This is a genomic window from Parapedobacter deserti (assembly GCF_042646065.1).
In the GTDB taxonomy this organism is placed as follows: Bacteria; Bacteroidota; Bacteroidia; order Sphingobacteriales; family Sphingobacteriaceae; genus Parapedobacter; species Parapedobacter deserti.
Map to the genome: position 1 here is coordinate 108906 of NZ_JBHRTA010000062.1, position 19258 is coordinate 128163.

The 19258-nt window shown below is 47.6% G+C and carries 33 protein-coding genes; all 33 read right to left on the minus strand.

From position 1 onward, the window contains the following. Positions 1–38 precede the first annotated feature (38 nt). A complete protein-coding gene (proC, locus tag ACFOET_RS20600; protein WP_379026260.1) occupies positions 39–842 on the minus strand; it encodes a pyrroline-5-carboxylate reductase in 804 nt (267 codons plus the stop codon). Between the two features lie 28 nt (positions 843–870). Next, a complete protein-coding gene (gene argB, locus ACFOET_RS20605) occupies positions 871–1650 on the minus strand; it encodes an acetylglutamate kinase (protein WP_379026262.1) in 780 nt (259 codons plus the stop codon). 16 nt (positions 1651–1666) lie between these two features. Continuing rightward, complete coding sequence (locus ACFOET_RS20610; protein ID WP_379026264.1) at positions 1667–2647, minus strand: Rossmann-fold NAD(P)-binding domain-containing protein; 981 nt, start codon at positions 2645–2647, stop codon at positions 1667–1669. 79 nt (positions 2648–2726) lie between these two features. Next, on the minus strand, positions 2727–3863 hold the full coding sequence (locus ACFOET_RS20615; RefSeq protein WP_379026266.1) for an aspartate aminotransferase family protein: 1137 nt from the start codon (positions 3861–3863) through the stop codon (positions 2727–2729). Between the two features lie 86 nt (positions 3864–3949). Continuing rightward, positions 3950–4549 carry a 50S ribosomal protein L17 gene (gene rplQ, locus ACFOET_RS20620; RefSeq protein WP_379026268.1) on the minus strand — a complete coding sequence of 200 codons (600 nt, stop codon included), beginning with the start codon at positions 4547–4549 and terminating at the stop codon, positions 3950–3952. A gap of 94 nt (positions 4550–4643) precedes the next feature. Then, positions 4644–5636, minus strand: coding sequence for a DNA-directed RNA polymerase subunit alpha (locus ACFOET_RS20625; protein WP_379026270.1), 993 nt, complete (start codon positions 5634–5636; stop codon positions 4644–4646). Between the two features lie 84 nt (positions 5637–5720). Beyond that, positions 5721–6329 (minus strand): 30S ribosomal protein S4, encoded by a 609-nt coding sequence (rpsD, locus tag ACFOET_RS20630; RefSeq protein WP_379026272.1) that lies wholly within the window; start codon positions 6327–6329, stop codon positions 5721–5723. 68 nt (positions 6330–6397) lie between these two features. Next, a complete protein-coding gene (gene rpsK, locus ACFOET_RS20635; RefSeq protein ID WP_379026274.1) occupies positions 6398–6787 on the minus strand; it encodes a 30S ribosomal protein S11 in 390 nt (129 codons plus the stop codon). Positions 6788–6803: 16 nt separating this feature from the next. After that, the gene (rpsM, locus tag ACFOET_RS20640; RefSeq protein ID WP_379026276.1) at positions 6804–7181 is read right to left on the minus strand and encodes a 30S ribosomal protein S13; all 378 of its coding nucleotides are present in this window, start codon (positions 7179–7181) and stop codon (positions 6804–6806) included. A gap of 104 nt (positions 7182–7285) precedes the next feature. Beyond that, positions 7286–7402, minus strand: a complete 117-nt coding sequence (rpmJ, locus tag ACFOET_RS20645) for a 50S ribosomal protein L36 (protein WP_038702005.1) — start codon at positions 7400–7402, stop codon at positions 7286–7288. 78 nt (positions 7403–7480) lie between these two features. Next, the gene (gene infA, locus ACFOET_RS20650; protein ID WP_379026279.1) at positions 7481–7699 is read right to left on the minus strand and encodes a translation initiation factor IF-1; all 219 of its coding nucleotides are present in this window, start codon (positions 7697–7699) and stop codon (positions 7481–7483) included. A gap of 71 nt (positions 7700–7770) precedes the next feature. After that, on the minus strand, positions 7771–8556 hold the full coding sequence (map, locus tag ACFOET_RS20655; protein ID WP_379026281.1) for a type I methionyl aminopeptidase: 786 nt from the start codon (positions 8554–8556) through the stop codon (positions 7771–7773). Between the two features lie 5 nt (positions 8557–8561). Beyond that, positions 8562–9896, minus strand: coding sequence for a preprotein translocase subunit SecY (gene secY / locus ACFOET_RS20660; protein WP_379026283.1), 1335 nt, complete (start codon positions 9894–9896; stop codon positions 8562–8564). Positions 9897–9899: 3 nt separating this feature from the next. Beyond that, complete coding sequence (gene rplO / locus ACFOET_RS20665) at positions 9900–10346, minus strand: 50S ribosomal protein L15 (protein ID WP_379026285.1); 447 nt, start codon at positions 10344–10346, stop codon at positions 9900–9902. A gap of 65 nt (positions 10347–10411) precedes the next feature. Further along, entirely contained in the window at positions 10412–10591 is a 180-nt protein-coding gene (gene rpmD / locus ACFOET_RS20670; RefSeq protein ID WP_379026287.1) for a 50S ribosomal protein L30, read from the minus strand. 5 nt (positions 10592–10596) lie between these two features. Further along, entirely contained in the window at positions 10597–11115 is a 519-nt protein-coding gene (rpsE, locus tag ACFOET_RS20675; RefSeq protein ID WP_379026289.1) for a 30S ribosomal protein S5, read from the minus strand. Between the two features lie 12 nt (positions 11116–11127). Then, positions 11128–11481, minus strand: a complete 354-nt coding sequence (gene rplR, locus ACFOET_RS20680; protein ID WP_379026291.1) for a 50S ribosomal protein L18 — start codon at positions 11479–11481, stop codon at positions 11128–11130. Between the two features lie 8 nt (positions 11482–11489). After that, entirely contained in the window at positions 11490–12047 is a 558-nt protein-coding gene (rplF, locus tag ACFOET_RS20685; RefSeq protein WP_379026293.1) for a 50S ribosomal protein L6, read from the minus strand. Positions 12048–12065: 18 nt separating this feature from the next. Next, positions 12066–12464: a 30S ribosomal protein S8 gene (gene rpsH / locus ACFOET_RS20690; RefSeq protein WP_456320339.1), complete on the minus strand. Its 399-nt coding sequence runs from the start codon at positions 12462–12464 to the stop codon at positions 12066–12068. A 144-nt stretch (positions 12465–12608) separates the two neighbouring features. Next, the gene (gene rpsN, locus ACFOET_RS20695) at positions 12609–12878 is read right to left on the minus strand and encodes a 30S ribosomal protein S14 (protein ID WP_379026296.1); all 270 of its coding nucleotides are present in this window, start codon (positions 12876–12878) and stop codon (positions 12609–12611) included. Beyond that, a complete protein-coding gene (gene rplE, locus ACFOET_RS20700; RefSeq protein ID WP_379026298.1) occupies positions 12871–13440 on the minus strand; it encodes a 50S ribosomal protein L5 in 570 nt (189 codons plus the stop codon). Before rplE ends, rpsN begins: the two co-directional genes overlap by 8 nt. After that, on the minus strand, positions 13440–13790 hold the full coding sequence (gene rplX, locus ACFOET_RS20705; RefSeq protein WP_407951577.1) for a 50S ribosomal protein L24: 351 nt from the start codon (positions 13788–13790) through the stop codon (positions 13440–13442). The genes rplE and rplX overlap by 1 nt, the downstream gene beginning before the upstream one ends. Positions 13791–13792: 2 nt before the next feature. Further along, on the minus strand, positions 13793–14161 hold the full coding sequence (rplN, locus tag ACFOET_RS20710; RefSeq protein ID WP_379026300.1) for a 50S ribosomal protein L14: 369 nt from the start codon (positions 14159–14161) through the stop codon (positions 13793–13795). A 1-nt stretch (position 14162) separates the two neighbouring features. Then, the gene (rpsQ, locus tag ACFOET_RS20715) at positions 14163–14417 is read right to left on the minus strand and encodes a 30S ribosomal protein S17 (RefSeq protein WP_079714792.1); all 255 of its coding nucleotides are present in this window, start codon (positions 14415–14417) and stop codon (positions 14163–14165) included. Positions 14418–14431: 14 nt separating this feature from the next. Beyond that, positions 14432–14665: a 50S ribosomal protein L29 gene (rpmC, locus tag ACFOET_RS20720; protein WP_379026303.1), complete on the minus strand. Its 234-nt coding sequence runs from the start codon at positions 14663–14665 to the stop codon at positions 14432–14434. Between the two features lie 113 nt (positions 14666–14778). Beyond that, positions 14779–15201, minus strand: coding sequence for a 50S ribosomal protein L16 (rplP, locus tag ACFOET_RS20725; RefSeq protein ID WP_379026305.1), 423 nt, complete (start codon positions 15199–15201; stop codon positions 14779–14781). 69 nt (positions 15202–15270) lie between these two features. Then, a complete protein-coding gene (gene rpsC, locus ACFOET_RS20730) occupies positions 15271–16128 on the minus strand; it encodes a 30S ribosomal protein S3 (RefSeq protein WP_379026307.1) in 858 nt (285 codons plus the stop codon). A gap of 11 nt (positions 16129–16139) precedes the next feature. Beyond that, positions 16140–16571 (minus strand): 50S ribosomal protein L22, encoded by a 432-nt coding sequence (gene rplV, locus ACFOET_RS20735; RefSeq protein ID WP_379026309.1) that lies wholly within the window; start codon positions 16569–16571, stop codon positions 16140–16142. Between the two features lie 6 nt (positions 16572–16577). Next, a complete protein-coding gene (rpsS, locus tag ACFOET_RS20740; RefSeq protein ID WP_379026311.1) occupies positions 16578–16844 on the minus strand; it encodes a 30S ribosomal protein S19 in 267 nt (88 codons plus the stop codon). Next, positions 16844–17668 carry a 50S ribosomal protein L2 gene (rplB, locus tag ACFOET_RS20745; RefSeq protein ID WP_379026313.1) on the minus strand — a complete coding sequence of 275 codons (825 nt, stop codon included), beginning with the start codon at positions 17666–17668 and terminating at the stop codon, positions 16844–16846. Before rplB ends, rpsS begins: the two co-directional genes overlap by 1 nt. A 6-nt stretch (positions 17669–17674) precedes the next feature. Then, positions 17675–17965: a 50S ribosomal protein L23 gene (rplW, locus tag ACFOET_RS20750; protein WP_379026315.1), complete on the minus strand. Its 291-nt coding sequence runs from the start codon at positions 17963–17965 to the stop codon at positions 17675–17677. 1 nt (position 17966) lies between these two features. Beyond that, the gene (gene rplD / locus ACFOET_RS20755; protein ID WP_379026317.1) at positions 17967–18596 is read right to left on the minus strand and encodes a 50S ribosomal protein L4; all 630 of its coding nucleotides are present in this window, start codon (positions 18594–18596) and stop codon (positions 17967–17969) included. A 4-nt stretch (positions 18597–18600) separates the two neighbouring features. Continuing rightward, the gene (gene rplC / locus ACFOET_RS20760; RefSeq protein ID WP_379026319.1) at positions 18601–19218 is read right to left on the minus strand and encodes a 50S ribosomal protein L3; all 618 of its coding nucleotides are present in this window, start codon (positions 19216–19218) and stop codon (positions 18601–18603) included. Positions 19219–19258 lie beyond the last annotated feature (40 nt).

Sequence of the window (19258 nt, forward strand, 5' to 3'; positions counted from 1 at the left end):
TCAGATTTATAGCCGTTCGGTAGCTCAAGATCTAAACGCTAATCATTATACAGTCCTCCAGCTTTGAGTGCCGAAAGCTTAATTCCCTTGATGAAGGCCGAGCTGAATCCATTGTGCTCCATCTCATTCAATCCGGCAATGGTACAACCCTTTGGCGATGTTACTTTGTCAATCTCTCCCTCTGGGTGGCTTCGGGTCTGTAGCAGTAAATCAGCGGCTCCCTTGGCCGTTTGCACGGCCATTTTCAATGCGTCATGCGCATGGAATCCGATCTCGACACCACCCTGTGATGCTGCGCGGATGCTACGGAGGAAAAATGCGATTCCACACGCGCATAGGGCCGTCGCTGAAGTCATCAGATCCTCATTGATGGTCACGACGGCACCTACGGTCTCGAACATCTTGGTTACTCGCTCCAGCTGCTCATCGGATGCATTGTCGGTTGCGATGCAGGTCATTGACTGGCCGATGGCAATGGCGGTGTTCGGCATCGCCCGGATTACCTGCATGTTGTTGCCCAGTTTATCGCGCACGTCAGCACAGGTGACCCCCGATACTACCGACACAACGATTTGCTTTTCCGGTGAAACCGCAGGGGCAATTTCTTCCAATACGCTTTTCAATTGCTGTGGAAGGACGGCCAGTACGATGACGTCGGCATTATAGATGGCAACTTTGTTATTATCGCTCACCTTGAATCCCTTGGCAGCCTCATCACTGAGTGATCGAAGGCTTCTGCGCGTCAAAGTGATATCCTCAGCCTTGCAATACGCTTTGCTTACCAAGCCTTTTGCCAACGAAAGCCCGATATTGCCGCTTCCAATGATGGTTATTTTATTCATTTTGTTAGTCGTAAGTCGTAAATAAATCTCACCTTATCATCCTGGTGCCAAATTGCTGTTGGCGCAGCAAGCAAAGCTCATCGGCATGGCCGATGCACACCTCACTTACCCCTCGGGCGATGGCTTGAAAAGCATTATGTAGTTTGGGCACCATGCCGTCGGCGATGACACCCGACATCTTCAGTTGCTCAAATTCCGCGGCCCGTATTTCGGGTATAACGGAATTATCGTCTTGAATATTACGCAATACCCCTCGCTTCTCGAAACAGTACACCAATGATGTGTCATATTTTGCGGACAAAGCAACGGCCAATGCCGAGGCGATTGTGTCGGCATTGGTATTAAGCAACTGCCCACGGCCGTCATGCGTAATTGCTGAAAAGACAGGCGTAAAGCCACCGGCAACAAGTGTGGCTATGGCGTCGGCATCGACCGAACCGGGCCACAAGTCACCGACAAATCCGTAGTCAATTTCTTTCACGGGGCGCCGCTCTGCTTTAATGGTATTACCGTCCGCCCCGCTGAGGCCGATCGCGTTGCAGCCACGAGCTTGCAACCCTGCTACCAACTGCTTGTTGGTCAACCCAGCATACACCATGGTTACGACACGCAGCATAGCCTCGTCCGTAATACGCCGCCCCTCCACCAACACCGCCTCAATACCCAGATCGGCAGCCGTCCGCGTGGCAATTTTTCCACCTCCGTGCACCAAGATCTTATTCCCGCGCAGGTTTGCGAAGTGCTCGAGAAAACGACTTAACCCTTCGGAGTGGTCGATAATATTACCGCCGATTTTAACTATCCACATCTTTGCCGCCATGGTACTACAATTGATTAAGAGTGGTCAGTTCATCGAGCATCCGTTTCAATACCACTTGGGCTGCCCATACACGGTTTCCTGCTTCCTCGATTACCAGTGACTGTGGTCCGTCCAGCACTTCGCTGGCCAGCTCGACATCCCGCCTCACGGGTAAGCAATGCATGACCTTGGCCTGATTGGTAAGCTCCAGCTTACCTTGATCAAGCATCCACTGCTCGCGTACGGAATGGATTTTGCCATAATCTTTGAAAGACGACCAATTCTTCACATATATAAAATCTGCGCCTTCCAATGCGTCGTCCAACGCATACTTGACCGTAGCTCCCTGAGTAAATACACTGGAAAGTTCATATCCGGCGGGATGCGCGATAGTAAAGTCGAGGATATTTTCCGCCTGCGCCCGGCACATCCATTCGGCAAACGAATTGGGCACAGCTTGCGGCAACGCTTTTACGTGTGGAGCCCAAGCCATTACAACCTTGGGCTTTCGATCATCCTTCCAATGCTCGCGGATGGTGATCAGGTCAGTAAGGCTTTGCAACGGATGTCGCGTAGCACTTTCCAAACTGATGACCGGCACCCCGCAAAACCGGATAAACTTTCCAAACAAGTCCTCACTATAGTCTTCCTCTTGGTCTACCAGTTTTGGAAATGAGCGTATTCCGAGGATATCGCAATATTGGCCCATTACCGCGGCAGCTTCCCGGATATGCTCTACCGTTGTGCCATCCATAGCCACGCCGTCACGTGTTTCAAGCGCCCAGCCGTCTTTGTCCATATTCATGACCATGACATCCATGCCCAAGTTGGCGGCTGCCTTGTGTGTGCTTAGGCGTGTACGTAAGCTTGGGTTTAGAAATACCAGCCCCAAGGTTTTCCGCTTGCCCAAATTCGAATAAGCAAATGGTTCGCGCTTCAGGCGCAACGCCTCATCAACTATGCCGGATAGATCAATCACATCCGCTACCGAAAAAAACTGTTTCATTCGAAAATTACTTGTTTTATCGCCCTCATGCCTTTCTGTGACGGCAATCCAAATTGTCCGTTATACCCAACTGATCACGTTAAAGTTCTTTCAGCCTTTCCTCCAACGCTTCAAGAAAACGGTCTGCATGCCTCTTTGAAATATTCAGCGCCGGAAGCAACCGAATTACATTCGGTTTTGATTCGCCCGTGAAGATACGGTTTTTGACCAATAAATTCTTCTTGACCGCTGCTAACTCATCGGGCAGGTCGATGCCGATCATCAAACCTTTTCCACGCACCTCACGAATGCGGTCAAAGTGCTGCAACTCACCGATAATATAGGCTCCTACTTCTGCAGCGTTCTGCATCAACATTTCTTCGCCCATGACCTCCAAGACGGCCAACGCAGCCGCGCATGCCAGGTGGTTGCCTCCAAAAGTAGTGCCGAGCATACCATAAGACGGCTTTACCGCAGGCGATATGGAAATCGCCCCTATCGGAAAACCATTACCCATTCCCTTGGCCATACTGTAAATATCGGCACTAACTCCCGCGTGGTCGTGCGAATAAAATCTACCCGTGCGGCCATATCCACATTGTACCGCATCGGCAATAAATAACGCCCCGTAGGCTGTCGTAAGCTCCCTAATCTTTCGAAGAAATTCGTCGGAGGCGACCCTTACCCCACCTACCCCCTGTATACCTTCAATGATGACGGAAGAGACTTCCTCCCCTTGCTCCCTAAAGACCTGCTCCAACGCTTCCACATCGTTATGCGGAAGAAAGATCACGTTAGCGGTCTGGTTTACAGGTGCCACAATTTTGGGATTATCCGTGGCGGCGACCGCTAGCGAGGTCCGCCCGTGGAACGAGCCATGGAAAGCGATCACTTTCTTGCGCCCATTATGAAACGAGGCTAACTTTAAAGCATTTTCGTTAGCTTCAGCCCCCGAATTGCATAGAAACAGCTGATAATCGTCTTTGCCGGACATGCTGCCCAACGCGCTCGCCAATTGAACCTGAAGGGGAATCTCCACAGAGTTGGAATAGAAGCCGATCCGGTTCAATTGTTCGGCTATGCGTTTTACATAGTGCGGGTGGGTATGACCGATGGAAATAACGGCGTGCCCTCCATACAAGTCGAGGTATTCGTTCCCGTTGGCATCCCAAACCGTACTTCCCGCCGCTTTTGCTATTTCCACGGGATTAATCGGGTATACGTCAAATAGGTTCATCTTTATCGATAAAGTTAAAAAATCTATATATAAAAAAACCCGTTTTCGGATAAAAACGGGTTTAACTCATTAACGAACTAATCGTGTTAGTCCTCTTTTTTGCGTTCTGTTGGAGTTTCGTCCGTTTTTTCGGTCTTTTCTTGCAAATCGTCCGCTTCGGCAGCCGGTTGCTCGGCTACTGCAGGCGCTTCGGTTTCCGCTACTTCGGCGACCGCCGCTTCGCCGGTGGTGTTATCCGCAGCCGGGGCACCCGCGCCTGCTTTCTTCTTGCCACCACGTCGTCGGGTCGACTTCCGTTCGGTAGCAACTCCGTCTTTCTTGTATATTTCGTTATAATCTACCAACTCGATAAACGCCATTTCGGCATTGTCGCCCAAACGGTTTTCTAGCTTGATGATGCGGGTGTAACCACCCGGACGATTCGCTACCTTTTCGGAAATCTCGCGAAAAAGAATGGTCACTGCTTCTTTATCCTGCAAGTAACTGAATACCGTACGGCGGGAATGCGTCGTGTCATCCTTCGATTTAGTAATCAGGGGCTCCACATACTGACGCAGTGCCTTCGCCTTGGCCAATGTAGTCGTGATACGCTTGTGCTTAATCAGCGAAGTGGCCATGTTTGATAACATCGCTTTACGATGACTTGCTGTGCGGCCTAAATGGTTAAATTTTTTTCCGTGTCTCATTTGATTTTAAAATTTGTGCATACCGTCCTTTTTTGAATAAACCTTAGGAAACAAGGAATCAAAGGGGAATTATGCAACAGGTCGCTAACTTTTTTTATTCTTCGTCCAGTTTGTACTTGGCTAAATTCATACCAAATGACAAGCCTTTAGACTTAACCAATTCCTGGATTTCGCTCAGGGATTTTTTACCAAAGTTCCTGAATTTAAGCATATCTGCCACATCGTAGGTGACCAACTCGGCGAGCGTACGAATATCAGCTGCTTTCAGACAGTTAAGCGCGCGCACAGACAAATCTAAGTCCACCAGTTCGGTTTTCAGTATTTTGCGCATATGCAGAATTTCCTCATCCACCACCTTTGTCTCTTCCTTTGCCTGCGATTCCAGGAGCATATTCTCATCAGAAAACAACATGAAATGTTGAATCAGGATCTTAGCCGCTTCCTTCAGTGCATCCTCCGGATGGATAGATCCATCTGTTGAAATATCGAGCAACAATTTTTCGTAGTCGGTCTTTTGTTCTACACGATAATTCTCGATGGTATATTTAACGTTCTTAATCGGTGTAAAAATAGAATCCACGGCGATTAAGCCCACGGGACCATCAACTACTTTATTTTCCTCTGCGTTAACATACCCGCGTCCCTTTCCTACGTTAACTTCCAATTCAAGGGTAATGGAGCTTTCCATGTTGCAAATCACCAAATCCGGATTCAATACCGTAAAATTAGTGGAGAATTTGGTTATGTCTCCCGCGGTCAGTTGATCCTGTCCGTTGATTACCATGAAAACCTTTTCGGAATCGCCCATTTCGCCAGTCTTCTTGAAACGTACCTGTTTCAAGTTCAGAATGATCTCGGTGACGTCTTCCACAACACCCTTGATGGTAGAAAACTCATGCGATACACCTGAGAAACGAACCGACGTAATTGCATATCCTTCCAATGAGGACAGTAGAATACGGCGTAAAGCATTACCGATGGTCACACCGAAACCGGGTTCCAATGGCCGAAATTCAAACGTGCCATCGAAATCCGTCGATTTCTGCATGATAACTTTATCAGGTCGTTGAAATGCTAAGATTGCCATTTATTTATTCTTAATGTTTGTTACAAAATTGCTATACAGCAAGAATAGCATAACCCCAAAGGCTATGCTTCTCCTGCGTGTTACTTATTTCGAGTACAACTCGACAATTAAGTTTTCTTTGATGTTCTCAGGGATCTCAGTGCGTTCCGGATAATTAAGGAACTTGCCGGTCAATTCGTTTGCATCCCACTCCAGCCAGCTAAACTTATTGATCTTGCGGCCGGCAACAGCATTGGTAATGGATTCAAGCGATTTTGAGCGCTCCCGCACCGCCACAATATCACCAGGGCGGAGGCTGTAAGACGGAATATTAACCACTTCTCCGTTCACTGTAATGTGCTTGTGGCCGACCAGCTGACGAGCAGCAGCACGAGTCGATGCAATGCCCAAACGATAAACTGTGTTGTCCAAACGGGCCTCCAGCAACTTCAAGAAGACTTCACCTGTGATACCATGCTTGGAAGAGGCCTTGGCAAATAGGTTGGCGAACTGGCGTTCCAGTACACCATATGTGTATTTCGCCTTCTGCTTCTCAAGCAGCTGCACAGCATACTCTGATTGCTTGCCGCGCCTTTTGGACATCCCATGCTGTCCCGGAGGATAGTTTTTTCGTTCTAATGCTTTGTCTGGCCCAAAAATCGGTTCCCTGAATTTACGGGCTATTTTGGACGTAGGTCCTGTGTATCTCGCCATATTGTTGTTGGTTTTAAAGTATCGTTCAGCCTATAGCTGAAGAATCTTAGCTTTAAAAATTATGTGTATTATACTCTCCTGCGTTTCGGGGGGCGGCAACCATTGTGTGGCAACGGCGTTATATCCCTAATAGCCGTTACCTCAATTCCTGAGTTGGCCAATGTGCGGATAGCTGATTCTCGTCCAGCGCCAGGCCCTTTCACAAACACCTCCACCTTGCGCAATCCAAGATCATGAGCTACCTTGCCACAGTCAGAAGCCGCTTGAGAAGCAGCGTAAGGAGTGTTTTTCTTTGATCCCCTGAAGCCCATTTTGCCGGCACTTGACCACGAGATCGTTTGCCCCTGATTGTTGGTAAGCGTAACAATAATATTATTGAACGTAGCGTTAATGTGTGCCTGACCAACCGGTTCGATCACCACAACACGCTTTTTGCTTACTTTTTTACTCTTAGCCATTGTCTCTTCTCAATTATTATTTAGTAGCTTTTTTCTTGTTTGCAACGGTCTTACGCTTCCCTTTACGTGTCCGCGAATTGTTCTTCGTACGCTGGCCGCGAACAGGAAGGTGCTTGCGATGACGAAGACCACGGTAACAACCGATATCCATCAACCGCTTGATATTCAATTGAACCTCCGAACGGAGCGCTCCTTCTACCTTGATCTCCTCGTTGATGACGTTACGAATAGCCGTCAACTGATCGTCATTCCAATCCTGAACTTTCACATCGTAATCGATGCCGGCTTTGTCCAAAATACGCTGGGCTGTCGAACGGCCGACGCCGTAAATGTATGTGAGACCGATTTCGCCCCGTTTGTTTTTCGGTAAATCTATACCTGAAATCCTTGCCATATAATGTTTGAAAATTTACGTTCTACGATTTACGATTTTAGATTGATGACTACCGAAGCGTTTCTGAAGGCATCGTCAATCTAAATTCTGTAATCTAAATTCCATTACCCTTGACGTTGCTTATATTTAGGGTTCTTTTTATTAATTACAAATACCTTACCCTTGCGGCGGATAATCTTGCAATCCGCGCTACGCTTTTTGATGGATGCTCTGACTTTCATAATCTTTATATTTCGCCTAAACGCTGACAAGCTTCTTACCGAAGCAACGCCTCTAAGGCCCGTTTCTATTTTAACTTATTACTTATACCGATACGTTATCCTGCCTTTTGACAAATCGTAAGGCGACATTTCCAGTTTTACCCGGTCTCCGGGTAAGATCTTGATATAATGCATTCGCATTTTGCCAGATATGTGGGCGATAATCTCATGCCCATTTTCCAGTTCTACGCGAAACATGGCATTTGAAAGTGCCTCTTTAATGACTCCATCTTGCTCAATCGAGGCTTGTTTAGCCATATAGTCTTGATTATTATCTAATTATACCTCTGCACAACAGGGATGCAAAGATAAGAAAAAAAAAATGAATATCAATTCTTTTTACCCAAAACTTCTTCAATATACGAAAAAGTAGTTAAGACATCCGGTCTACCTTTATGTACGGCGACCATGTGTTCATAATGTGCGGAAGGCTTACCGTCAACCGAGCTTACCGTCCAACCATCATCCCAAAACTTGACGCCTGCTTTCCCCATATTGATCATGGGTTCGATACAGATTACCAAGCCTTCCTCAAGCTTTGAGCCGGATCCCCGCTTGCCATAATTTGGTATTTCCGGCTTCTCATGCAATTTATAGCCCACACCATGGCCGACCAACTCACGGACGATACCATAACCATATCGGCTCACATGCTCTTGTACCGCATAAGCAATGTCGCCTACCCGTTTTCCCGCAACCGCTTGTTCAATCCCCAGATCCAAAGATTCCAAGGTTACGCGCAACAGCTGTTTCACTTCTGGTAGCACCTCGCCCACCGCAAAGGTATACGCGGAATCGCTGATAAAACTATTCAGCTCTACGCCCCCGTCAACCGACACGATATCACCCTCGCGGAGTTCGTACTTACCGGGGATGCCATGCACCACCTGATCGTTTACCGAGATACACAATGAATTGGGAAAACCATTGTAATCCAGAAAAGCTGGGCGCCCGCCATGATCGTGGATATATTCATATGCCAACCTATCCAAAGAAAGGGTGGTGATACCCGGCCGGATTTGCTTAGCTATCTCACCAAGCAACTGCGAAAGCACATTTGCTGACTTTCGCAGTTGTTCGATATCTTCTGTGGACTTGTAATAAACCTTAGACATGAAGGCTATATAACCGATTGGCTGGGGCCAGAGGCCACCGGCGTACGTCCTTTGATACGGCCAGTCTTCATCAGGCCATCATAATGGCGCATCAGCAAATGGCTTTCGATTTGCTGAAGGGTATCCAGCACCACACCAACCAAGATGAGCAAAGACGTACCCCCATAGAAGTGGGCAAATTGATTATTTACACCAAAAAGGCTGGCTATCGCCGGCAATATCGCAATGATAGCCAAGAAAATTGCTCCCGGCAATGTGATTTTGGATATCACACTGTCAATATAAAAGTTGGTTGCCTGGCCCGGCTTAACTCCGGGTATGAAACCACCATTCTTCTTCATGTCTTCAGACATCTGTTGTGGATTGACCATGATGGCCGTATAGAAAAACGTAAATGCGATGATCAGAATAGCAAACGTTACATTATACGCTACAGAGGTGTAATTGCTCAACGATGTTAAAAATGGCGACTGCAGGTTAGGGAAAAACTGACTTAGGCTCATTGGCACAAACATGATAGCTTGCGCGAAAATAATGGGCATAACACCAGCTGCATTAACTTTAAGCGGTATATACTGGCGAACCCCTCCATACTGCTTGTTGCCGACAATTTTTTTCGCGTATTGCACAGGTATCTTGCGAACACCTTGCACAATAAGTATGGTAAAGATAACTACAAAGAACAGTGCGACAAACTCCAACAATAGTGGAATCGGGCCACCGCCACCTGTACTCATCCTGGAAAACCACTCTGCGGTAATGCCGCTCGGCAACTGCGCAATGATCCCTACCATAATAATCAAAGAGATGCCATTGCCGATACCCTTGTCAGTGATTTTTTCTCCAAGCCACATCACAAACATGGTTCCCGCTGTCAAAACGAACGCCGATAAAATCGTAAACATCGGATCAGCGATCATCTTTGCTCCGCCGTCGATCTGGGTGCGCACGTACGCAACAGACTGCACCAGTGTGATTGCGAGAGTAAGATAGCGCGTGATCTGGTTCATCTTTTTCCGTCCGCTCTCCCCCTCTTTCTGCAGTTTTTGAAAGTAAGGTACGGCTATCCCGAGAAGCTGAACCACGATTGAAGCCGAAATATAAGGCATCACTCCCAACGCAAATATTGCGGAACGAGAAAACGATCCGCCGGCAAACATATCCAGCAAGCCCAACAGACCCTCCTTGGCTTCATGCTGAAGCGCGGCGGGATTGACCCCTGGCAATACGATATGACATCCCACCCGATAGATCAAAAGAAATAAAAGCGTATTCAAGATACGCGTCCTTAGATCATCGATCTTCCAAATATTGGTCAAGGTTGTGATTAGCTTCTTCATGTATTAAAGTTTTACAATCGAGCCTCCTGCTGCTTCAATCGCTTGCTGTGCTGTGGCCGAAAATGCGTGAGCCTTTACTTCGATCTTGGACGTTAACTCCCCCCGACCTAAAATCTTCACCAAATCATTTTTTGAAACCAAGCCATGCGACTTAAGCGTATCGAAATCTATGGCAGAAAGATTAAATTTCTCGACCAAGCCCTGCAACACATCCAAATTGATCCCTACATACTCCACGCGGTTCGGGTTCTTGAAACCGAATTTAGGTACACGCCGTTGCAAAGGCATTTGTCCGCCTTCAAACCCGATCTTGGTGCTGTGACCAGATCGCGATTGTGCTCCCTTATGCCCGCGGGTGGACGTGCCACCACGGCCGGAACCGGTACCACGGCCAATACGTTTCCTGGTCTTTACTGATCCCGCTGCTGGTTTTAGATTACTTAAGTTCATCTTTGAAACTAATTGTTGTGCTGTACCTTCGCTTTCACTATACAGGTACAACGATTAAACGTATGTTATACTTGTTCTATTGCCACAAGGTGATTTACCTTGCGCACCATTCCGATAATGGATGGGGTCGCCTCCATTTCCACCGTGTGATTGATCTTGCGCAAGCCAAGGGCCTTCATGGTCCGCTTCTGCCGTTCGCTCCTATCGATGATGCTCTTAATTTGAGTGATTCTGATCTTTGCCATGATAGTTATCCGTTAAATACCTTATTCAAATCTACACCGCGGTGTTGCGCCACGGTATAAGCGTCACGCATTTTTAGCAATGCATCAATGGTTGCTTTCACCACGTTGTGCGGGTTAGATGAACCCAATGATTTCGCCAGTACGTCGGTTACTCCGGCGCTTTCCAACACCGCACGCATCGCTCCGCCGGCCAAAACACCTGTACCGTGTACCGCAGGCTTAATCAAGACATTACCTCCAGAGTATTTGCCGTTTTGCTCGTGCGGCACCGTACCTTTGATAATGGGCACCTTAATGAGGTTCTTCTTTGCGTCGTCAATCCCTTTGGTGATCGCTTCCGTCACTTCCTTCGCTTTGCCGAGGCCATAGCCCACCACACCGTTTTCATCGCCCACTACCACGATAGCAGAAAAGCTGAATGTACGGCCGCCCTTGGTTACCTTGGCTACACGTTGGATACTTACCAAGCGATCCTTTAATTCGATCTCGCTGGATTTTACTCGTTTTATATTGCTTAAAGACATGCTCTTGATTGATTAAAAATCTAAACCAGCTTCCCGGGCGCCATCAGCGAGGGACTTTACCCGGCCATGGTATAGGTACCCATTGCGGTCAAAAACTACTTTACTAATTCCTGCAGCCAACGCTTTTTCTGCGATCAACTTGCCCACAGCTTTTGACTGTTCAACTTTGTTACCTGACACTGAAAAATCCTTAGCCAAAGACGACGCCGAAACCAAGGTTATCCCAGCTTTGTCATCAATCACTTGGGCATAAATACCCTTATTGCTCCTGTATACAGACAAGCGCGGACGCTCGGTTGATCCGGAAATACGCTTCCTAATCCCTTGTTTGATGCGTTCTCTACGCGATACTTTATTTCCTGCCATAATGGTTATTACTTTTTAGCTGCTGACTTACCAGCTTTCCTGCGCAATTGCTCGCCAGCAAATTTAATACCTTTTCCTTTATATGGTTCCGGAGCACGCAGCGAACGGATCTTTGCGGCCACTTGCCCCAGCAACTGCTTGTCGATAGACTCCAACGTAATGGTCGGATTCTTTCCCTTCTCTGCCGTAGTAGATACTTTTACTTCCTTGGGAAGAATGAGTACCACTTGGTGAGAAAAGCCGAGTGTGAGGTCCAGCGTACTGCCCTGTGCGCTTGCGCGGTATCCGACACCGACCAGCTCTTGCGTTGTTTTATAACCTTCAGTCACCCCAACAACCATATTGTTTAGGAGCGAGCGGTACAGGCCGTGAAGTGCCTTGTGTCTTTTTTGTTCCGTAGGGCGCTTTACCAGCAATTGACCATCTTCTTGTGCAACCGCAATATCCTGATCCACCTGCTGCGTCAATTCACCTTTCGGTCCTTTTACCGTCACTAAGTTTTTGTCTGAAACGGTAATCGTCACCCCAGCGGGTATGGCGATAGGCGCTTTTCCAATTCTTGACATGTTGTGTGTTCCTCCTGATTAATATACGTAACATAAAACTTCGCCGCCGACATTTTGGACACGGGCCTCTTTGTCGGTCATCACTCCTTTTGAAGTGGATAGAATGGCTATTCCCAAACCATTCAACACACGTGGCATGCTGTCCACTCCCGCATATTTCCTCAGACCTGGTTTACTCACACGCTTCAAGGTACGGATAGCCGATACCTTGCTCACCGGATTATACTTCAATGCAATCTTAATGGTGCCTTGTACGGTATCGTCGTCGAACTTATAGTTCGCAATGTAACCCTTGTCAAAAAGTACTTTAGTAATCTCTTTCTTGAGATTCGATGCAGGAATTTCAACAACCCTATGGTTGGCCTTAATGGCATTCCTTACTCGGGTAAGGTAATCCGCTATTGGATCTGTATTCATCAATTATGATCATTGTGATAGCGGTTTCTTTTCGCCACAGTGGCTTCCAGACCTACTATCGGTTAATATTCTGTTTTGCTATTCTTGAGCAGGCATAATTAATCGGTCACCAGATCGTGACGACCGGCAAACTGACCGTAGCCGCTACCAAGACGCTTTCGTCACACCTGGGATTTTCCCTGCAACCGCCATTTCACGGAAAGTAACCCGAGAAATACCGAACTGGCGCATATAGCCCCTCGGACGGCCGGTCAATTTGCAGCGGTTATGCAAGCGGACAGGAGAAGCATTCTTAGGCAGCTTATCCAGTGCGGCATAATCACCTGCTGCTTTCAGTGCAGCGCGCTTCTCTGCATACTTAGCCACCAATTTGGCGCGCTTAGCCTCACGTGCTTTAATTCCTTCTTTAGCCATTAATTGTTGTATTTTGATTTTTGAACGGTAATCCAAACTGCTTCAACAGTTCCAGCGCTTCCACATCAGTCTTTGCGCTGGTCACGAACGTGATATCCATCCCTTGGATCTTGTTGATTTTGTCGATGTCGATCTCCGGGAAAATGATTTGCTCGGTTATACCTAAGGTGTAATTTCCCCTGCCATCGAATCCTTTATCGTTGATTCCACGGAAATCGCGTATCCGCGGAAGTGCAACAGCAACCAAACGGTCAAGAAACTCGTACATCTTGCTATCGCGAAGCGTTACCCTAACACCGATAGGCATTCCTTTACGTAGTTTGAAATTGGATACGTCTTTTTTGGATTTCGTTGCGACCGCTTGCTGTCCAGTAATCAAAGTCAGCTCACTAATCGCATTGTCGATTAATTTCTTGTCGGCCGTTGCCGCACCAATGCCCTGGCTCACCGCTATTTTTTCAAGCTTGGGAACCTGCATGACGCTTTTATATTGGAACTTCTCCTTAAGCGCGGTACGGATTTCATCCCTATACTTCGCTTTTAATCTTGGTGTATATGCCATTAGTCAATTACCTCCCCTGATTTTTTCGCTACGCGAACGATTTTTTTCTTGTCGTTTACTTCCACCACTTTACGACCAACGCGGGTTGGTTTGCCGCTTTTCGGATCAATTAAAGCAAGGTTAGAAATGTGAATAGGCGCTTCCTTTTCGATGATTCCACCATTAGGGTTAGCCGCACTGGGCTTGGTGTGTTTCTTCACCATGTTTACGCCCTCTACGACAGCCCTGTTCTCTGCTATGAACACTTGCAACACCTTACCTTCAGCGCCTTTCGAATTACCCGAAAGCACTTTTACCTGATCGCCCGTGCGGATCTTAATCTTATGTGTCGATGTCTTTGTCTGTCCCATGATTACAATACCTCCGGTGCTAATGATACGATTTTCATGAACTGCTTTTCACGCAATTCCCGTGCAACCGGGCCAAAAATACGCGTTCCGCGAGGTTCATCCTGATTATTTAACAATACAGCAGCATTGTCATCGAAACGGATATATGAGCCGTCCTTACGGCGGATTTCCTTCTTCGTTCTAACGACGACTGCTTTGGTAACCGTTCCCTTTTTTACGTTTCCAGCGGGCAATGCACTTTTTACGGTTACAACGATTTTATCACCGATCGAAGCATAACGCTTGCCCGTACCGCCCAACACACGGATGACTAACACTTCTTTAGCACCGCTATTGTCGGCAACATTGAGTCTTGATTCCTGCTGTACCATGTTACTTAGCCCTTTCTAAAATTTCCACTAATCGCCAATTTTTGGTCTTACTCAGCGGACGCGTCTCCATAATCAACACTGTGTCGCCGATACCGCACGTGTTGTTCTCGTCATGAGCTTTAAATTTGGTAGTTTTCTTTACGAACTTACCGTAGATGGGGTGTTTCACTTTACGTTCCACGGCCACCACGATAGACTTGTCCATTTTATTGCTCACTACCAAGCCGATCCTTGTTTTTCTTAAATTTCTTTCCATTTCCGACGTTGCTTTTATGCCTCAGCGGCTGTTTCGTTGGCTTCGCGAGCTGCCTTTTCGGCATGCTTGCGTTTTGTCAATTCGGTCAACAGGCGCGCAATGGCTTTGCGTGTGTATTTAATCCGGTTAGGATTCTCTATCGCCGAAACAGCATGTGCAAACTTCAATTTGGTGAGGGCAGCCTTCTCTTCAGCGATTCTGGCTACTAAATCCTCAGTTGACAATTCTACGATTTCTGAATTTTTCATTGTTATCTATTGTTTTACTGGATGCCTCCATCAGCGTATTTCCACGGTTAGAACCCCGAGGCGGCTTGCCGGTAACGGCGGCAAGACCAATGGCAGACAGCGCCAGCTTGCGATTATGCTTGCTCGTAGTCCCTACGTATTACAAACTTCGTTTGAACAGGCAACTTCTGTGCGGCAAGGCGTAATGCTTCCTTGGCCACTTCCAAGGGAACCCCTTCTGCCTCAAAAAGCATCCGGCCTGGGCGCACTACCGCCACCCAATATTCAGGAGCACCCTTACCTTTACCCATCCGTACTTCGGCCGGCTTTTTGGTTACGGGCTTATCCGGAAAAATGCGTATCCATACCTGTCCTTCCCGTTTCATGTAGCGGGTTACGGCGATACGGGCTGCTTCGATCTGACGGCTCGTGATCCATGCCGGCTCCATTGATTTGATGCCGAACGAACCGAAAGCCAACTCTGACCCGCGGGTAGCGTTGCCTTTCATACGGCCCTTCTGCATCTTCCTGAACTTTGTTCTTTTTGGCTGTAACATGTTCGTATCTTATTAAATTCCCAAAGCGAGGGGATTATTTTTCTATTTTTTACGGTTATATCTCTCTGACTACCTACTACCTCCACGGTTGCCACCACCGCCACGGCGGTCTCCACCTCCACGGCGGTCTCCGCCGCCACGGCGCTGATCGCCACCCCTGCGTTGATCTCCACCACCGCCACGGCGGTCTCCACCTCTGCGGTCACCCCCCCGACGGCTATCGCCACGGAAGTCGCCAGCAGCACCCTCAGTACGCGACTTCAAGCCGGACGTTTGACCCACGTTGGGCGACAGATCTCGTTTACCGTAGACCTCGCCTTTGCATATCCATACTTTCACACCGATCTTGCCGTAGGTGGTCAGCGCCTCAACCAATGCATAGTCGATATCAGCACGGAAAGTATGCAACGGTATCCGTCCTTCTTTATATTGTTCGGTACGAGCCATTTCAGCGCCGCCCAAACGACCGGAACACATCACCTTGATCCCTTCGGCGCCCATACGCATGGTAGAAGCAATCGCTGTCTTCATCGCACGGCGAAATGAAATACGAGCCTCTAACTGTTTTGCAATACCCTCTGCTACCAAGTAAGCCTCCAGCTCAGGACGTTTAATCTCAAAAATATTGATCTGCACATCCTTTCTAGTCAGCTTCTTCAACTCTTCCTTAATCTTATCCACTTCCTGCCCGCCTTTGCCGATCACAATCCCCGGACGCGCCGTATGGATGGTAACGGTGATACGCTTCAACGTACGCTCGATAACTACTTTGGCCACGCCGCCTTTTGTAATACGGGCCGAAAGGTATTTCCTGATTTTTTCGTCTTCAACTAATTTATCAGAATAGTTCTTGCCTCCGAACCAATTGGAATCCCAACCCTTGATGATCCCTAATCTGTTACCTATTGGATTTGCTTTTTGTCCCATTACTTGATAAATTAGTTTTGTGCTACGTTTTTGCTGTCAACTACCAAGGTAACGTGGTTCGAGCGCTTACGAATACGGTACCCGCGGCCTTGCGGTGCCGGACGCAGCCGTTTCAGCTGGCGCCCCCCACCTACGAAAGCTTCCTTGACAAACAACTCGCTTTCTTCCACAGACTTATCTTCATTCTTTGTTTCCCAGTTCTTAATTGCTGAAAGCAGCAGTTTCTCTACACGGATAGCCACTTCCTTATTGGTATGCTTAAGGATGTACAGCGCATGCTCCACCTTTTCGCCACGGATCAGGTCAACCACCAGCCGCATCTTACGCGGCGAGGTCGGGCAGTTAATTAATTTGGCAGTAGAAGCTCCTCCTACCTGAGCTTTTTCCTGCTCTTTTCGCTGTTTTATGATAACAGACTTCTTTAGTTTTCGTGTTGCTTCCATTGCCTATTACTTTTTCTTTTCTGCGTGACCTCGGAAAGTGCGCGTTGGCGCAAATTCACCGAGCTTATGACCCACCATGTTTTCCGTTACATACACAGGTATAAACTTATTTCCGTTGTGCACAGCGAAAGTATGGCCGACAAAATCAGGGGAAATCATAGACCGGCGAGACCAGGTTTTGATTACTGACTTCTTGCTGGTTTCGTTCATAGAAAGAACTTTTCTTTCTAAGTTGTGGTCGATATAAGGACCTTTTTTAATTGAGCGAGCCATTATTTCTTCCTTCTCTCAATGATGTAACGATTCGATACTTTTTTCTTGCTACGCGTTTTGTAGCCTTTAGCCAACAGTCCTTTGCGCGAGCGTGGATGCCCACCGGATGCACGGCCTTCACCACCACCCATTGGGTGATCTACCGGGTTCATGGCTACGCCACGTACCCGCGGGCGACGGCCAAGCCAACGTTTCCGGCCGGCTTTACCCAATACCTCATTTGCCTTCTCCGCATTGGATACGGAGCCGATAGTCGCCAAACAGCTGGCCAAGATCATGCGGCTTTCACCAGATGGCAACTTGATGATGGCATACTTACCATCCCGAGCAGACAGCTGGGCATAAGTGCCGGCGCTGCGCGCAATGGAGCCGCCTTGGCCGGGGTTCAATTCGATATTGTGGATGATGGAACCCAACGGAATACGCTGCAAGGGCAAGGTATTGCCGATTTCAGGAGCAACGTTATCCCCCGATACGATCGTCTGCCCTACCTGTAGCCCTGCCGGCGCGATGATATAGCGCTTCTCACCATCTACATAATGCAACAGCGCTATACGAGCTGTGCGGTTTGGATCGTACTCTATGGTGGCAACCTTTGCCGGGATATCTTTTTTATCGCGTTTGAAATCAATCAATCGGTATGCCTTCTTGTGCCCCCCACCGATGTAACGCATAGTCATTTTACCGGAATTGTTCCTACCGCCCGACTTCTTGATCTTCACGACCAACGATTTCTCAGGTACGTTGGTTGTGATATCCGAATAATCTCCTCCTATTCTGAATCGAGTGCCAGGGGTAACCGGTTTGAATCTTTTAACTGCCATCTCTAATTATATAGTACTGTAAAAGTCAATCGTTTCGCCATCTTTGATTGTGATGATGGCCTTTTTATATTTCGGCGCCCTTCCAGACACAAATCCAGCTTTAGTATAGCGGCTTTTTGCCTTTCCAGCCACCACCATAGTATTCACAGCGATAACTGTCACGCCGAACATCTGTTCTATAGCTTGCTTAATCTGAATCTTATTGGCCTTTGGGTCTACCTTGAAAGCGTAGCGATTTAGCTTTTCAGTAAGCAAAGACGCTTTTTCAGTCAATACGGGCTTCTTGATTATTTCCATATTACTTGGCAAATGCCTCCTCCAATGTTTTAACAGAAGCTGTGGTCAACAAAAGTTTGCCAGCGTTCAATACGTCATAGGTATTCAAATCGGTAGCGATGATCACCTTTGCTTTCTTCAGATTCCTGCTTGATAAATATACGTTGTTGTCTTGGGCGGGTAAAACCAATAGCGTCTTTTCGTTAGCCACATTTAAGCTGTTTACCAAGCCTACGTAATGCTTTGTTTTGACGGAATCGAAGTTCACATCATCCAGCACCACAATGTTATTTTCCCTGGCTTTGTAGCTCAATGCAGACTTACGGGCTAAAGCCTTCAGTTTCTTATTCAGTTTGAAGCTGTAATCCCGTGGTTGCGGACCGAAAATACGGCCTCCACCGTTGAACAGCGGCGACTTGATGCTGCCTGCGCGCGCGCCGCCTGTTCCTTTTTGCTTATGCAATTTGCGGGTAGAGCCAGCGATCTCATTACGTTGCTTGGATTTGTGTGTTCCCTGCCGTTGGTTAGCGAGGTATTGCTTCACATCCAAGTAAATTGCGTGGTCATTGGGTTCTACCCCGAATACCGACTCAGGAAGTTGCACCTTGGCACCTGTTTCTTTACCTGATATATCTAAAACGTTAACTTCCATCTCCTTATTTATCTACGATTACGTAAGAACCCTTAGCTCCGGGGATAGAACCACTAACCACAAGCAGGTTTTTGTCTTCATATACCTTCAGCACTTGCAGGTTTTGTACCTTCACGCGGTCACCCCCTGTGCGGCCTGCCATGCGCATACCTTTAAACACGCGGGACGGCCATGATGATGCACCCAATGAACCTGGAGCGCGCAACCGGTTGTGCTGCCCGTGGGTAGCCCCGCCGACACCACCGAAACCGTGACGTTTCATTACACCTTGGAAACCTTTTCCTTTCGAAGTACCGACTACATCAACGTATTCGCCTTCTTCAAAAATAGAAACAGTTACCAAGTCACCGAGGGCTTTCTCATCGGGGAAGGTTTTGAATTCTACTAACTTACGCTTGGGCGTTGTCGTTGCTTTTGCAAAGTGCCCCTTCAAGGCGGCAGACGTACTCTTCTCTTTTGCTTCATCGAAAGCAAGTTGAATAGCAGAATAGCCATCCTTTTCATCCGTGCGTATCTGCGTTACCACGCACGGGCCAGCTTCGATCACCGTACAAGGGATATTTTTCCCGTCGGCGTCAAAAATGCTGGTCATTCCTACTTTTTTTCCAATAATTCCTGACATGTTATATTAATCTGTTAACGTCCATCGAAGCAGTAGGGCT

Excerpts from the sequence above, each read along its gene's own strand:
- proC (WP_379026260.1), bottom strand. The coding sequence starts at position 842 with ATGAATAAAATAACCATCATTGGAAGCGGCAATATCGGGCTTTCGTTG.
- argB (WP_379026262.1), bottom strand. The coding sequence starts at position 1,650 with ATGTGGATAGTTAAAATCGGCGGTAATATTATCGACCACTCCGAAGGG.
- ACFOET_RS20610 (WP_379026264.1), bottom strand. The coding sequence starts at position 2,647 with ATGAAACAGTTTTTTTCGGTAGCGGATGTGATTGATCTATCCGGCATA.
- ACFOET_RS20615 (WP_379026266.1), bottom strand. The coding sequence starts at position 3,863 with ATGAACCTATTTGACGTATACCCGATTAATCCCGTGGAAATAGCAAAA.
- rplQ (WP_379026268.1), bottom strand. The coding sequence starts at position 4,549 with ATGAGACACGGAAAAAAATTTAACCATTTAGGCCGCACAGCAAGTCAT.
- ACFOET_RS20625 (WP_379026270.1), bottom strand. The coding sequence starts at position 5,636 with ATGGCAATCTTAGCATTTCAACGACCTGATAAAGTTATCATGCAGAAA.
- rpsD (WP_379026272.1), bottom strand. The coding sequence starts at position 6,329 with ATGGCGAGATACACAGGACCTACGTCCAAAATAGCCCGTAAATTCAGG.
- rpsK (WP_379026274.1), bottom strand. The coding sequence starts at position 6,787 with ATGGCTAAGAGTAAAAAAGTAAGCAAAAAGCGTGTTGTGGTGATCGAA.
- rpsM (WP_379026276.1), bottom strand. The coding sequence starts at position 7,181 with ATGGCAAGGATTTCAGGTATAGATTTACCGAAAAACAAACGGGGCGAA.
- rpmJ (WP_038702005.1), bottom strand. The coding sequence starts at position 7,402 with ATGAAAGTCAGAGCATCCATCAAAAAGCGTAGCGCGGATTGCAAGATT.
- infA (WP_379026279.1), bottom strand. The coding sequence starts at position 7,699 with ATGGCTAAACAAGCCTCGATTGAGCAAGATGGAGTCATTAAAGAGGCA.
- map (WP_379026281.1), bottom strand. The coding sequence starts at position 8,556 with ATGTCTAAGGTTTATTACAAGTCCACAGAAGATATCGAACAACTGCGA.
- secY (WP_379026283.1), bottom strand. The coding sequence starts at position 9,896 with ATGAAGAAGCTAATCACAACCTTGACCAATATTTGGAAGATCGATGAT.
- rplO (WP_379026285.1), bottom strand. The coding sequence starts at position 10,346 with ATGAACTTAAGTAATCTAAAACCAGCAGCGGGATCAGTAAAGACCAGG.
- rpmD (WP_379026287.1), bottom strand. The coding sequence starts at position 10,591 with ATGGCAAAGATCAGAATCACTCAAATTAAGAGCATCATCGATAGGAGC.
- rpsE (WP_379026289.1), bottom strand. The coding sequence starts at position 11,115 with ATGTCTTTAAGCAATATAAAACGAGTAAAATCCAGCGAGATCGAATTA.
- rplR (WP_379026291.1), bottom strand. The coding sequence starts at position 11,481 with ATGGCAGGAAATAAAGTATCGCGTAGAGAACGCATCAAACAAGGGATT.
- rplF (WP_379026293.1), bottom strand. The coding sequence starts at position 12,047 with ATGTCAAGAATTGGAAAAGCGCCTATCGCCATACCCGCTGGGGTGACG.
- rpsH (WP_456320339.1), bottom strand. The coding sequence starts at position 12,464 with ATGAATACAGATCCAATAGCGGATTACCTTACCCGAGTAAGGAATGCC.
- rpsN (WP_379026296.1), bottom strand. The coding sequence starts at position 12,878 with ATGGCTAAAGAAGGAATTAAAGCACGTGAGGCTAAGCGCGCCAAATTG.
- rplE (WP_379026298.1), bottom strand. The coding sequence starts at position 13,440 with ATGGCATATACACCAAGATTAAAAGCGAAGTATAGGGATGAAATCCGT.
- rplX (WP_407951577.1), bottom strand. The coding sequence starts at position 13,790 with ATGGGACAGACAAAGACATCGACACATAAGATTAAGATCCGCACGGGC.
- rplN (WP_379026300.1), bottom strand. The coding sequence starts at position 14,161 with ATGGTACAGCAGGAATCAAGACTCAATGTTGCCGACAATAGCGGTGCT.
- rpsQ (WP_079714792.1), bottom strand. The coding sequence starts at position 14,417 with ATGGAAAGAAATTTAAGAAAAACAAGGATCGGCTTGGTAGTGAGCAAT.
- rpmC (WP_379026303.1), bottom strand. The coding sequence starts at position 14,665 with ATGAAAAATTCAGAAATCGTAGAATTGTCAACTGAGGATTTAGTAGCC.
- rplP (WP_379026305.1), bottom strand. The coding sequence starts at position 15,201 with ATGTTACAGCCAAAAAGAACAAAGTTCAGGAAGATGCAGAAGGGCCGT.
- rpsC (WP_379026307.1), bottom strand. The coding sequence starts at position 16,128 with ATGGGACAAAAAGCAAATCCAATAGGTAACAGATTAGGGATCATCAAG.
- rplV (WP_379026309.1), bottom strand. The coding sequence starts at position 16,571 with ATGGAAGCAACACGAAAACTAAAGAAGTCTGTTATCATAAAACAGCGA.
- rpsS (WP_379026311.1), bottom strand. The coding sequence starts at position 16,844 with ATGGCTCGCTCAATTAAAAAAGGTCCTTATATCGACCACAACTTAGAA.
- rplB (WP_379026313.1), bottom strand. The coding sequence starts at position 17,668 with ATGGCAGTTAAAAGATTCAAACCGGTTACCCCTGGCACTCGATTCAGA.
- rplW (WP_379026315.1), bottom strand. The coding sequence starts at position 17,965 with ATGGAAATAATCAAGAAGCCCGTATTGACTGAAAAAGCGTCTTTGCTT.
- rplD (WP_379026317.1), bottom strand. The coding sequence starts at position 18,596 with ATGGAAGTTAACGTTTTAGATATATCAGGTAAAGAAACAGGTGCCAAG.
- rplC (WP_379026319.1), bottom strand. The coding sequence starts at position 19,218 with ATGTCAGGAATTATTGGAAAAAAAGTAGGAATGACCAGCATTTTTGAC.